Annotated in this window: 8 protein-coding genes; 3 read left to right on the top strand and 5 right to left on the bottom strand. The window is 63.6% G+C overall.

Annotated elements, in window-relative coordinates:
• Positions 1–23 precede the first annotated feature (23 nt).
• The 3 genes from MOV80_RS00430 (at position 24) to MOV80_RS00420 (ending at position 5,832) form a co-directional block, all read left to right on the top strand.
• Positions 24–662, top strand: coding sequence for a hypothetical protein (locus MOV80_RS00430; RefSeq protein WP_249604750.1), 639 nt, complete (start codon positions 24–26; stop codon positions 660–662).
• A complete protein-coding gene (locus MOV80_RS00425) occupies positions 663–2,000 on the top strand; it encodes a dihydroorotase (RefSeq protein WP_118266777.1) in 1,338 nt (445 codons plus the stop codon).
• 1,837 nt (positions 2,001–3,837) lie between these two features.
• Positions 3,838–5,832, top strand: a complete 1,995-nt coding sequence (locus MOV80_RS00420; RefSeq protein ID WP_118266775.1) for an exotoxin A binding domain-containing protein — start codon at positions 3,838–3,840, stop codon at positions 5,830–5,832.
• 159 nt (positions 5,833–5,991) lie between these two features.
• On the opposite strand, the gene MOV80_RS00415 is transcribed toward MOV80_RS00420, so the two are convergent.
• From MOV80_RS00415 to MOV80_RS00395, 5 genes are all read right to left on the bottom strand, one after another.
• Positions 5,992–7,800 (bottom strand): carbon starvation protein A, encoded by a 1,809-nt coding sequence (locus tag MOV80_RS00415; RefSeq protein WP_249604749.1) that lies wholly within the window; start codon positions 7,798–7,800, stop codon positions 5,992–5,994.
• Between the two features lie 143 nt (positions 7,801–7,943).
• Positions 7,944–8,720 carry a hypothetical protein gene (locus MOV80_RS00410; protein WP_249604748.1) on the bottom strand — a complete coding sequence of 259 codons (777 nt, stop codon included), beginning with the start codon at positions 8,718–8,720 and terminating at the stop codon, positions 7,944–7,946.
• Between the two features lie 70 nt (positions 8,721–8,790).
• Entirely contained in the window at positions 8,791–9,525 is a 735-nt protein-coding gene (btsR, locus tag MOV80_RS00405; RefSeq protein WP_240314973.1) for a two-component system response regulator BtsR, read from the bottom strand.
• Positions 9,522–11,240: a sensor histidine kinase gene (locus MOV80_RS00400; protein WP_118266772.1), complete on the bottom strand. Its 1,719-nt coding sequence runs from the start codon at positions 11,238–11,240 to the stop codon at positions 9,522–9,524. The genes btsR and MOV80_RS00400 overlap by 4 nt, the downstream gene beginning before the upstream one ends.
• A 140-nt stretch (positions 11,241–11,380) precedes the next feature.
• Positions 11,381–12,907, bottom strand: coding sequence for a fumarate hydratase (locus tag MOV80_RS00395; RefSeq protein WP_107731684.1), 1,527 nt, complete (start codon positions 12,905–12,907; stop codon positions 11,381–11,383).
• Between the last annotated feature and the right edge of the window lie 180 nt (positions 12,908–13,087).

Raw genomic sequence — 13,087 nt, 5'->3', positions numbered from 1 at the left:
AAAGCGGAATGTACATTCGGTACATGAGCATTTCGAAGATGTTCTCAACGCCGTATCGCCGCAGCGCAGCAGATCGTGAACACACTCTCAGGGAGCAGCGCTTGATACGCAAGAACCCCTCCGGCCACCTGCCGGTAATCGCCGAATCCGCCTACGTCGACAAAACCGCCATCCTCTGCGGCAAGATCATCGTCCACGACAATGTCTTCATCGGCCCCTACGCGGTGATCCGCGCCGACGAAGTGGACGCCAACGGCGAAATGGAAGCCATCGTCATCGGCCCCCACTCCAATATCCAGGACGGCGTGGTCATCCACTCCAAGGCCGGCGCCGCCGTCGCCATCGGCGCGCACACCTCCATCGCCCACCGCTCCATCATCCACGGCCCCTGCGCCGTGGGCGAACGCGTCTTCATCGGCTTCAACAGCGTGCTGTTCAACTGCCGCGTCGGCGACGGCTGCGTGGTGCGCCACAACGCGGTGGTGGACGGCTGCGAACTGCCGGCCGGCTGCTACGTGGCCTCCACCGAACGCATAGGCGCGGCCAGCGACACCGCGCGCCTGCCCAAGGCCAGCGTCTCCGCCGCCGAATTCTCCGAAGACGTGCTGCGCGCCAACAGCGAGCTGGTACGCGGCTACAAAGCACTGCAAAACGAGTTCTGAATGAGCGACATCCTGATCCGCAACGCCCGCCTGGTCAGCGACGGCCGCGAGTGGGAAGCCGACCTGCGCGTCGGCAACGGCCGCATCCGCCGCATTGACGCCAGCCTGCCCGGCCGCCCCGGCGACATCGACATCGACGCCGCCGGCCAATGGCTGCTGCCCGGCATGATCGACGACCAGGTCCACTTCCGCGAACCCGGCGCGCCGCACAAGGGCGGCATCGCCAGCGAATCCCGCGCCGCGGTGGCCGGCGGCATCACCAGCTTCATGGACATGCCCAACACCCGGCCGGCCACCACCAGCCTGGAGGCGCTGGCGGACAAGGAAAGCCGCGCCGCCGCCGGCTCGGTGGCCAATTACGGCTTCCATCTGGGCGCCACCCGCCACAATCTGGACCTGATCGCCGCGCTGCCGCCCAACCGCGCCGCCGGCGTCAAAGTGTTCATGGGCGCCAGCACCGGCGACCTGCTGCTGGACGACCCGGCCGCGCTGGAACGGCTGTTCGCCTCTTGCCCGCTTCCCATCCTCACCCACTGCGAACACACGCCGCGCATCCGCGAACGCGAAGCCGCCTGGCGGCTGCGCTTCGGCGACGACATCCCGCCGGACCAACACCCGCTGATCCGCGACGTCGAAGCCTGCTACCAATCTACCCGGCTGGCGGTGGAACTGGCGCGGCGCCACGGCAGCCAGCTGCATGTGTTGCACCTGAGCAGCGCGCGCGAACTGGAGTTGTTCCAGCCCGGCCCCGTCGCCAGCAAGCGCATCACCGCCGAAGCCTGCGTCCACCACCTGCTGCTGGACGACAGCGACTATGCCCGCCTGGGCCACCTGATCAAATGCAATCCGGCGATCAAGAGCCGCGCCGACCGCGACGCGCTGCGCCAGGCGCTGCGCGACGGCCGCATCGACCTGATAGGCACCGATCACGCGCCGCATGCCTGGGAGGAAAAACAGCAGCCCTACATGCAAGCTCCGGCCGGCCTGCCGCTGGTCCAGCACGCGCTGCCGGCACTGCTGGAACTGGTGGCCGACGGCGAACTGACGCTGCCGCAACTGGTGGACAAGACCAGTCACGCGGTGGCCACGCGCTTCGCCATCGCCGAACGCGGCCATCTGCGCGAAGGCTATTGGGCCGATCTGACGCTGGTGGAACGTCTGCCGGCGCCGCGTCCAGTCTGCCATGACCCGTTGCTGGCCCATTGCGGCTGGACTCCGTTTCCGTATCTGGCCTTCCGGCACGCGGTCAACACCACCATCGTCTCCGGCCAATTGGCCTGGTTCCAGGGCCGCATCCAGCCGGACTGCCAGGGCCTGCCGCTGCGGTTTATGCGTTGAGGGCCGGTTCACGATCTTTGCCCAATGCGCTCAGCCTTGTTTAGCAGCACAGGAAACCACGTATCCGACGTGACACGGGTCCCTTCAAGCCTGCCGACGGGTGGCAGGCCCGAGGTTTTAAGCGGCTGCCTGTTCGAGCAGCGCGACGGTAGCGCGCCATCACTGAGCGAGTCGAAGATTCGCACGTAGAGAGTTCAGCCGCGCCTCGGGCCTGACGGGAACCGGCGGGGAGCCGCAGGCCAGGCTTGCAGGGTGGCCTTTAGGAGTGGAGAGGATATTTGGCCACACAAATATCCTTTCCCTGCCCGCCGGGCAGCCCCGGCAATGCAAATCAACATCCGCGCAGCGGATTCCATACGCACGCGGAGAAAGCCGGCACCCCCTGACGGTTGTTAGTGGCCGTCGCCGATGGCTCCCAGCGCGAGAAATAGTCACCAAAAACGCAAAAAGCCGTCGTTTGTCGCCAAACGACGGCTCAAGCTTTCCCCGGCGGGGATCTCCCGCCGCTTGGCCTTGCCATGCCCTGCCAACGCGCTATTGAGACGTCCGCATGCCCCGGCCAAGGCGCCGCCACCGTCTTGCCATGCGGCGCGACGACATACGGGCCAAAGGGCACAGCAAGAGGCTCAGCGCTTAGAGCCTGTTCAAAGTCTGCTGCGCGTCGGCGATACGGCGTTGAAACCGTCTTCGAAATGCTCATGTACCACAAGTACATTCCGCTTTCTCAGCCGTTTTCGCCTTGTCTCGCCCTAGCTCGCGAGACTTTGAACAGGCTCTAAAAACGCGGCGGTAGCCAGCTTACAGCTTGTCAGGGTCGGGGGAAAACAAGGTTCGCGGAACGCGATTCGAATCAATCATGGCTTACACCTCCAAGATGGGTTAAGCCTGTGTCCCGCTGCTAAACGGGAGTGGCAGGCACCTGGCGAGGTTAGCAGACCGGCATCTTGGAACCGGCAGCCCACGGAGGGGCTCCCCGCCGGCACCTGCCATTTGCGCGTGCGCCGACACAAACCAAGCCACGACGAAGTGGCTTGGTCTGTCCAAGATACGAGAAGAGCTGCTAAACCCCTTGTGCCGAGATTGCGACGGCACGCGGGGATTGTTGGCGAGCGGGGAGGATAAGTCAAGGCGGCGCGGTCCGCAGCTTAGCCGTCTCAGGCATTCCTCCTCCAAATACCGTAAATGGAGCGGCAGGCAGCTGACAGGGTTAGCAGACCGGCATATCGGAACCGGCAGCCCGCAAGGGCTCCCCGCCAGCGCCCGCCATTGACGCGTGCACCAACACAGACAATAGATCCCGAATGTTTGTCACCCGGCCAGACTCCATCTTGGACAAGCAAGCGGGAGTGGCAGGCATCTGGCAGGGTTGACAGACCGGCATATCGGAACCGGCAGCCCACAGAGAGGCTCCCCGCCAGCGCCCGCCATTAACGCCTACGCCGACACTGACAATGCCGCAGCGGTACGCAGACGGAAATTGTTGACACGCCGGCGCATTACGTCAAGCCAAGGTGGTCGGATTGAAACCGCATCGCCATTCCGCTTTCCATTCTCTCCCCGCAATAAAAAAACCCTCGCCCAATAAAATGCCATCCACATTCAAAACCCCAGCCATCGAACCAATAGAAAAAACGACAATGTTCTTACACAACTATCTTTATTTAATACTTTCCTAAAAATCAATTTAACAATCAAAATCAATGACATAGAACTGTAATTATTTACCATTGACCTTAAAAAACAAACACCGGAATACTGTAAATACAAAATTCAATCATTTAAAAAAATGATCACAACAATGGCTCGCTCGCTTCATTCCATCACTTAGGAGCGCCATATGCGATTGTATAAAAGCCTTGCCCTTGCCGCGGGCCTGATTCCCTTATTGTCCGCGTGCGAAACCGACGAAGCCAGCCCCTTTGCCGCCGGAACGGCACAAACAGCCAGTTTCAAACAAGCCGCCAGTTCCGTCATCAAAACCGATTTCGAAATCTTCAAACAATGCGTGGACAACTGCATTCTCTCCCCGGCGGAACCGGGTAAATTCATCAGCACCTCATTGCCGCTGCAAATCACCCCGTCGCCGGACGAAGGCGTGCTGTATTACTCGATGTTCGTGCAAGACCGTTTCACCACCGCCGCCAATAACAGCGCCACCATCAAGATCGACGATTTCGCCAAGGTCCGGATCAACGACGGCCAGGGCACCGGTCACGCGCCGGGCACCTTGACCATTGAACTGGCCACCCCGGACGGCAAGGTCAAGAAATTCACGCATAAGCGCCGCACTGAATGGTTCACGCTGAATTGGGCGGTGCCCATCGGCAAAGACGCGCCCACCAGCATCAAGCTGTTCATCATGGACATGGACAGCAATAAGAAGATCGTCGATCACTCGCCACTGTACAGCGTGGACCTGGACGACACCGCGCTGGCGCGCTGGCCGGACAAGGCCAAGCTGGCGTTCAGCTCCGCCAATCCGAGGAATGACATCATCCTGTCTTGGCCGGGCGTGGGCTACACCGCCGCGCCAGCGCAGCACAACCGCCAAAAGCGCTGGAGCGAATGGCATAGCGGCGTCCTGCTGTGCTGGCTGGACCCGCTGGACGCCATCTACAACTACGTCACCCAAAACCGCTGCCAGTTGAACAAGACCTGGGAAGGCGCGCTGTACAAGGTGGTGGCCGGCAAGCCGCAGATCAATGAATTCAAGCCGCTGGCCAAAGCGCCCATCCAGCACCGGGTGCACTTCAGCAAGGAAAACGCACTGGGCGCGCTGTCCGCCCACCGCGTCTGCGGCATCCCGCTGGAGTCGCTGGCCCGCAGCCGCCAGCCCAGGGGCTGGGAAGAGCTGTCCGCTTGCGGCTTCCGGGTGGAAAACATCGTCGGGCTATACATCGCCACCCGGCTGTCCTTCGACCGTTTCCGCCAGGTGGTCGATGACTTGATCCATTCCCGCCCGGTCAGCGGCGCGCAAGACCCGGTGGCGCTGGAGCAATTGGGCACCGCGGTGCGCGAAACGCCGGGACTCGCCCGCGAAGGCCTGGCCGAGGCGGAGGCCCTTCTGGACACCTACCTCGACTATCATCCTGGCGCCAGCGCCGATGACGCGCAAAGAGCGGACGTGCTGTCGCTGACCTGCCCGGCCGACAGCGAGCCTTGCGCCGCCGCCAACGCCGACGGCGCCCACGTCAACCTCGAGTACCACCCCGGCTCAAGCTTCTTCGCGCCGGGCGAGCCGGTGGAATTCCTCGCCAACGGCACCACCCGCAACTGGAGCCAGGAGCGCCTGCTGGCCACCCATCAGCGGCTGCTGGACCAGGGCTATGTCTTCGCCGGCTATCACGGCGGCTCAACCATCGCAGCGAGAAGCATCGTCACCGGCGGCATCACGCCCCGCACCCAGGAGCTACCACCGATCTGGAAGGGCTTCTACATCGCCGGCAATCCGGAAGTCGCTTACGGCTACGCGCTGGACAACGACAACCCCCGCTCTCGCGGCATCATGATGCGCATCTACGTGCCTAGAACCGCTCTACCCCAATTGTTCCGCACCAGCCAGCCGCTCAGCGACGAGGCCGCGGCGCTCAGGGAGATGAGCCGCCTGTTTGGCCGCAACGTCACACTGGATAGCACCTTAGGATATGAATCCATCACCGGGCCACAAGCTCCCGACGAGGCGGATGAAACCGTCCTGGGTTGGCTTATGGCGCGACATTCAGTGGCGATTCCGTCGATGATTCAGGGCAACGGCAACAACGCCGGGAAGATCGACGTGCCGGACTACGAGAAGAAGATCAGCGCTCTGCCCGACTACGTCACCAAGCGCTGACATCCCCAGGCCCAGGGAAAGCGCCCTCCGGCTTTCTCAGGGCCTGTTCAAAGTCTCGTTCTTGCTCGCAAGAACCTAAACAGACTCTCACGGCCCTGGCGTAAAAAAGGCCCGCTGTTTCCAGCGGGCCAAGTCTTACCCCAATTTTGATCAAGCGGCTCAAACCTTGGCGGCGGCCAGTTCCCGGCTCGCGTCCGGCGCCGGCCGCGCCAGCAGCTCCATCCACTTGCGGCAGGCGGAGAGCAGGATCACCAGGCCCAACGCCAGCATGGTGATGGAAATGGCGGCATTGAACAGGTTGTAACCCTTGGCCGCCGGGTTCAGGTAAACGTGCTTGATCATCCAGTAGCCGGCGTAGTTGACGGTGACGTAGAGATAAGCCAGCGGCACTAGGCAGGTCATCATGTAGGCGCGATTGTGCGACAGCCTCAGGATGATGGTGGCGCCTATGATCAGGCCGATGGACGCCATCAGCTGATTGGACACGCCAAACAGCGCCCACACCGAATTGATGTCGCCGGAGTTCAGCAGATAGCCCCACAGCAGGCAGGCCACCACCGAGGCGCCGATGGCGCCGGGCATCCAGTCGGTGCGCTTGAGCGGCGCCCAGGCGTCGCCGACGAAGTCCTGAATCAGATAGCGGGCGACGCGGGTGCCGGAATCGATGGCGGTGAGGATGAACACCGCTTCGAACATCACCATGAACTGGAAGAAGTAGGACGCCAGATTATGGAACCAGGGAATGCGGGTGAAGATGTCCGCCATGCCCACCGCCAGCGTCACCGCGCCGCCGGTGCGGCCGTACAGGTCCAGGCCGATTTCCTGCGACAGCTGCGGCAGGTTCACCACCTGCATGCCCAGCTTGGCGAAGGCGTCCGGCGCGGAGTTGATGGCGAAGTAATCCGCCGGGTGCAGCGCGGTGGCGGCGATCAGCGCCATCACCCCCACCACGCATTCGGCCAGCATCGCGCCGAAGCCCACCGGCAGGATGTCGCTCCAGCGGTCTATCTGCTTGGGCGTGGTGCCGGAGCCGATGAAGGCGTGGAAGCCGGAAATGGCGCCGCAGGCGATGGTGATGGAGATGAACGGCCATACCGGGCCGGCCAGCACCGGGCCGCCGCCGTGGATGAACTGGGTGACGGCGGGGAACTGGATTTGCGGGTTGATGAACACCACGCCCACCACCAACAGGCCGAACACGCCTATCTTCATGAAGCTGGACAGACAGGCGCGTGGGGTCAGCAGCATCCACACCGGCAACGCGGTGGCGAAGAAGGCGTAGACGGGCAGCAGCAGGGACACGGTGGACGCCTTCAGCGTCAGCAGCTCGCCCAGCGCGGTGCCCTGGATGTAAGGGCCGGCGAACACGCAGGCCATGATGGCGGCGACGCCGACATAGCTGGCGTTCTTCATACTGCCGGTGACGCGCTCCCACAGGCCGACGGCGATGGCGATGGGAATGGTCATGCTCACCGCGAACGCGCCCCAGGGATTGCGCTCCAGCGCATGCACCACCACCATGGACAGGCCGGCCATGGTGATGGTGATGATGAACAGCATGGCCAGGCCGGTGCACCAGCCGGCCCAGGGGCCGAGTTCGGTCTTGGCCACTTCCGACAGCGATTTGCCGTGATGCTTCATCGAGGCGAACAGCACCACGGTGTCGTGCACCGCGCCACCGATCACACAGCCTATCAGCAACCACAACATGCTGGGCAGATAGCCGTACTGGGCGGCCAGCACCGGCCCCACCAGCGGGCCGGCCGCCGCGATGGCGGCGAAGTGGCCGCCGAACGCCACCCACTTGCTGGTGGGCACATAGTCCTTGCCGTCCTGCAACTCGTGCGCCGGGGTCACGGCGCTATCATCGACACCCAATACCTTGCGCGTGAAGAACACCCCGTACAGGCGGTAGCAGATGGCAAGTATGCAAAGGGTGGCGATCACGAAGGTCAATGCGTGATCCATTTTTGTCAGCTCCGGTGATAGTCTCACCCGGAACTTACGCGCGGGCGCGGCCTCCGTGGGGCGGAAACCGGCTCAGCGGCAGCATGGCGTCGCCAGCGGCAGCATGGCGTCGCCAGCGGCGGCTGGAGCGGAGCGAGCGGCGCTCAGGGCTGCCAGTCCTGATACGGCTTATGCACCTTGGCGTAGGCTTTCTGCAGATCGCCGCTGGCGCGCGCGGCGCGGATGGCTCGGCTCAACACCTGATTGACGAAATCGCCACGACGGTTGCAATTCATGTACAACATATCGGGGTAATCGTCGAACTTGGCGCGGCGGATATTGCTCAGCTTGAACTTGCGCACCAGGTAATCCGCCTCCTCCTGCGCCCACAACACTCCGTCCACCCGGCCCAGGTTCAGCTTTTTCAGCGACAGCTCCAGATTGACCACGCTTCTGCTGGGAAAACCCCAGTTCACCGGCGGCGCCTCGATATCGTATTTGGCCAGATTGGCCATGCGCAGCACATCCTCCCGGTCCAGCGGCTTGGTCTTGTGGGTGTAGAGCACGAAAGTGACCTTGCCCAGCATCTCCTTGGTGAACTGGTAGGGCGTGGCGTCGTCGGCGCCTTCGCGCAACTTCATAATGGGGAAACGGAAGTCCGCGTTCTTGTCGTTGGTGTCCATGTAGACGCGTTTGACCGGCTCGATGCTGAAACTGATCTTGCCTTCCTTGTAATGCTTGGCCACCGCTTGCAGTAGTTCGGCGAACGGGCTGTTCTGATTGTTCTCCAGCAATTGCGGCAGAAAGACGGCGATGCCGTGCAGGTCCGGCCGGGTGATGTTCGGCGAACTGTCCTGGGTCGCCGTGCCGTTGCAGGCGTGGAGCAGGCCGGGCGCGCAGCCCAGCGCCCAGGCCGCGCATAGCAGTAATTGTTTTGCCATCGAATGTTCCCCCTGGACTGAGGTGTAGCACACCCGCGGCGGCTGCGCGGCGCATTCGGACGGGTGGACGCTAGCTCGCGATACCCAATGCGTCCTTCAAGGGTTTCAGATAACGGCGGCTGACCGGCAAGCTGTGGCCGTCCAGCGTGCAGACGGTGGCCACGCCGTTGTCGCCGAACAGGATTTCCCGGATCGCGGACAAACGCACCAGGTATTGCCGGTGACAGCGGAACAAATCCGTGCGCTCTTCCAGCGTGCGCAGCGTCAGCTCGGTAAAGCGTTCCACACCGGCGGCGTCCACCACGTACACGCCGCTGAGCCGGGAACAGACATAGGCCACCTCTTCCAGCCGGCACAGCACGATGCGATTGACGCCCTGGCAGGGAATCAGGCTTAACGGCGCCAAGCCGCATACCGCCGCCGGCGGCGGCGCGGCGCGCTGGCGCAGCCGCGCCAGAGTCTTGGCCAGCCGCGCCGGGTCCACCGGCTTGAGCAGGTAATCGCAGGCGTGTTCCTCGAAAGCCTGCAGCGCGTAGGCGTCGTAGGCGGTGACGAACACCACTTGCGGCATGGACTCCGGGTCCAGCATCGCCAGCATTTCCAGGCCGCTGATGCGCGGCATCTGGATATCCAGAAACACCACGTCCGGCTTGCGGCGATGGATGAAGGCAATGGCCTCCACCGCGTTGCCGCACTCGCCGACGATGTCCAGGCCGCCGGCGGCTTGCAGCAGCTGACGCAACTCATCGCGCGCCAGCGGTTCGTCGTCCACCAGCAGCGCGCTGGGCAGGCCGGCCGCGCTCATGCCGCCGCTCCGGCGCGCTTGGCGTCCGCCCGCGGACAGCGGCAGGGCAGCAGCAGGCTGACCCGGGTGTAAAGCTCCGGCGCGCAGTCCACCGCCACCCCGTAGGCCTCGCCGTAACGGGCTCGGATGCGGCGGTCCACCAGCGACATGCCCAGGCCGTCGCTCTGCTCCGGCTTGCGGTAGAGCCCGGCGTTGTCCTCCACCGTCACCCGCAGGCCTTGCGCGTCGCAGCGGGCTGCGATGCGGATGCGCCCCGGCTCCAGCAGTTGGGAAGTGCCGTGCTTGATTGCGTTTTCCACCAGCGGCTGCAGGGAAAACGCCGGCAGCTCGGCCCGGCGCGCCGCCTCCGGCGCCTCGATCTCCACTTGCAGCCGGCCGGCGAAGCGGGCCTCCTCAATGCGCAGATAGGCGCTGACATGGTCTATCTCGTCGCCCAGCGTGGCCATCTCGCTGGAGCGCTTCAGGTTCTTGCGGAAAAAGGTGGACAGGTATTGGACCAACTGGCGCGCATGCTCCGGGTTGCGGCGTATCACCGCGGACAGCGTATTGAGCGCGTTAAACAGGAAATGCGGGTTGACCTGGGCGTGCAGCAGCTTGATCTCGGTTTGGGCCAGCAGCTGTTTCTGCTGCTCGTACTTGCCTTGCAGAATCTGATTGGACAGCAGCCGGGCAATGCCCTCGCCCAGGGTCAGGTTGATGCCGGAAAACAGTTTGTTGCGCGTCTCGTACAGCTTGATGGTGCCGATCACCCGTTCGTCCTCGCCGCGCAAGGGAATCACCAGCGAGGAGCCCAGCTTGCAAGCCGGGCTGATGGAGCAGCGGTACGGCGTCTCGTTGCCGTCCGCGTACACCACCTGATTGTCGGCAATGGCGCGCTGGGTCAGCGGCGAGGTGATGGGCGTGCCCGCCAAGTGGTGGTCGGCGCCGGCGCCGATGAAGGCCAGCAGCCGCTCGCGGTCGGTCAGCGCCACCGCGCCCACGCCCAGCTCCTCGTACAGGATGCGCGCCATGGTCATGCAATTGTCGCGGTCGAAGCCGTGGCGCAGCACGCCCTCGGCGCGGGCGGCGATCTGCAGCGCCTTGGAAGAGAAGGCGGAGGAATACTTCTCCGCCAGCGCGCGCCGGTCCAGCAGGATGCGCATGAACATCGCCGCGCCCAGAGTGTTGGCTATCATCATCGGCAGCGCGATGCTGCGCACCAGATGCCAGGCCGCGGCGAAGGGCTTGACCGCCGCCAGCAGGATCAACATCTGCATGCATTCGGCCAGCAGCGCCACCGCTGCCACCGCCAACGGGTCGAACACCCTTCCCACTTGGCCGCGCCGCACGAAGTAAAGATGCACCAGCCCGCCCAGCAAGCCTTCCGCCATGGTGGACGCCATGCAAGCGCCGGCGGTGACGCCGCCCAGCGAATAGCGGTGCAGCCCGCCGGTGAAGCCCACCGCCAATCCCACCCACGGCCCCCCCAGCATGCCGCCCAGCACCGCGCCGGTGGCGCGGGTGTTGGCGATGGAATCGTCGATGTGCAGGCCGAAGTAAGTGCCCATCACGCAGAACACCGAGAACACCAGGTAGCACACCAGCTTGTGCGGCAGGCGGATGGTGACCTGGGTCAGCGGGATGAACAGCGGCGTCTTGGACAGCAGATAGGCGATCACCAGGTAAACGCACATCTGCTGCAACAGCGTCAGGATCAATGAAAACTCGGTCAGCATGCGGGCAGGAAAATAAGGGTGTGCCGTCGAGCATAGGCGACGGTTCGCCGCCCGACCTTGGTCTGGATCAAACCATTTTCAAGCGCCAGCGGCACAAACAAAAACGGCCGCCGAAGGCGACCGTTTCTTTCATCCAGGCTTTACACCGGGATGACCGGGATCTTGCCAATCTTCACGCGCCACTCGGCCGGGCCGGTGTTGTGCACGCTGGACCCACAGGAATCCACCGCCACCGTCACCGGCATGTCCTTGACCTCGAACTCGTAAATGGCTTCCATGCCCAGATCTTCGAAGGCCACGACCTTGGACGCCTTGATCGCCTTGGACACCAAGTAGGCGGAGCCGCCGACGGCCATCAGATAGACCGCCTTGTTGTCCTTGATCGCCTCAATCGCGATGGGGCCGCGCTCGGCCTTGCCTATCATGCCCAGCAAGCCGGTTTGCTCCAGCATCTGGCGGGTGAACTTGTCCATGCGGGTGGCGGTGGTGGGGCCGGCCGGGCCCACCACTTCGTCGCGCACCGGATCCACCGGGCCCACGTAGTAGATGAAGCGGTTGGTGAAGTCCACCGGCAGCTTCTCGCCCTTGTTCAGCATGTCCACCATGCGCTTGTGCGCGGCGTCGCGGCCGGTGAGTATCTTGCCGTTGAGCAGCAGCACGTCGCCCGGCTGCCAGCTTTGCACTTCTTCCGGGGTGATGGCGTCCAGGTTGACGCGCTTGCCGTTGGAGTTGTCGTAAGTGATGTCCGGCCAGTCTTCCAGGCGGGGCGCTTCCAGCATGGCCGGGCCGCTGCCGTCCAGGTGGAAGTGCACGTGGCGGGTGGCCGCGCAGTTGGGGATCATCGCCACCGGCAGGCTGGCCGCGTGGGTGGGGTAATCCAGAATCTTCACGTCCAAGACCGTGGTCAGGCCGCCCAGGCCCTGGGCGCCGATGCCCAGCGCGTTGACCTTTTCAAACAGCTCCAGGCGCAGTTGCTCCACGCGGCTCAGTTCCGCGCCGCTGTCGGCCTTGGCTTTCAAATCCTGAATGTCCACGTGGCTCATCAGGCTTTCCTTGGCCAGCAGCATCGCCTTCTCCGGCGTGCCGCCGATGCCGATGCCGAGGATGCCCGGCGGACACCAGCCGGCGCCCATGGTGGGCACGGTCTTCAGCACCCAGTCCACGATGGAGTCGGACGGATTCAGCGCGTAGAACTTGGATTTGTTCTCCGAGCCGCCGCCCTTGGCGGCACAGGTCACTTCCACGCTGTCGCCTTCGACGATCTCGAAATGCACCACCGCCGGGGTATTGTCCTTGCTGTTCTGGCGCTTGCCGGCCGGATCCAACAGCACCGAGGCGCGCAGCTTGTTGTCCGGGTTCAGGTAAGCGCGGCGCACGCCTTCGTTCACCATCTCCTGCACCGACAATTCGGCGTCCCACTGCACCTTCATGCCCACTTTCAGGAACACCACGGCGATGCCGGTATCCTGGCAGATCGGGCGCTTGCCTTCGGCGCACATGCGGCTGTTGATCAGGATCTGCGCCATGGCGTCCTTGGCCGCCGGGCTCTCTTCCTTCAGATACGCCTGGTACAGCGCGTCGATATAATCTTTGGGGTGGTAATAGCTGATGAACTGGAAGGCGTCGGCAATGCTTTGCACGAAGTCTTCCTGACGGATGATGGCCATTTTCGGGTTTCTCCAGCGTAGGGCGATTTTGGGGTTTGCCCTGTCATTTTATGGAGGCGCGCCGCCCGCGCCAATCCAAACCCTCAACAGTACCCGATAATACCGTCCGCGGCCAGCCAATGCCCCCGCTCCGAACCGGTCCAAAGTCTCGCGAGCAAGAGCGAGACAAGGCGAAAACCG

The sequence above is a fragment of the Chromobacterium sp. IRSSSOUMB001 genome (assembly GCF_023507765.1).
Taxonomy (GTDB): Bacteria; Pseudomonadota; Gammaproteobacteria; order Burkholderiales; family Chromobacteriaceae; genus Chromobacterium; species Chromobacterium haemolyticum.
Note: the sequence above shows the minus strand (reverse complement) of the source record. Positions and strands in the feature narration are given on the sequence as shown.

Coding starts and splice junctions, on each gene's coding strand:
- MOV80_RS00430 (WP_249604750.1), top strand. CDS start 24: ATGAGCATTTCGAAGATGTTCTCAACGCCGTATCGCCGCAGCGCAGCA.
- MOV80_RS00425 (WP_118266777.1), top strand. CDS start 663: ATGAGCGACATCCTGATCCGCAACGCCCGCCTGGTCAGCGACGGCCGC.
- MOV80_RS00420 (WP_118266775.1), top strand. CDS start 3,838: ATGCGATTGTATAAAAGCCTTGCCCTTGCCGCGGGCCTGATTCCCTTA.
- MOV80_RS00415 (WP_249604749.1), bottom strand. CDS start 7,800: ATGGATCACGCATTGACCTTCGTGATCGCCACCCTTTGCATACTTGCC.
- MOV80_RS00410 (WP_249604748.1), bottom strand. CDS start 8,720: ATGGCAAAACAATTACTGCTATGCGCGGCCTGGGCGCTGGGCTGCGCG.
- btsR (WP_240314973.1), bottom strand. CDS start 9,525: ATGAGCGCGGCCGGCCTGCCCAGCGCGCTGCTGGTGGACGACGAACCG.
- MOV80_RS00400 (WP_118266772.1), bottom strand. CDS start 11,240: ATGCTGACCGAGTTTTCATTGATCCTGACGCTGTTGCAGCAGATGTGC.
- MOV80_RS00395 (WP_107731684.1), bottom strand. CDS start 12,907: ATGGCCATCATCCGTCAGGAAGACTTCGTGCAAAGCATTGCCGACGCC.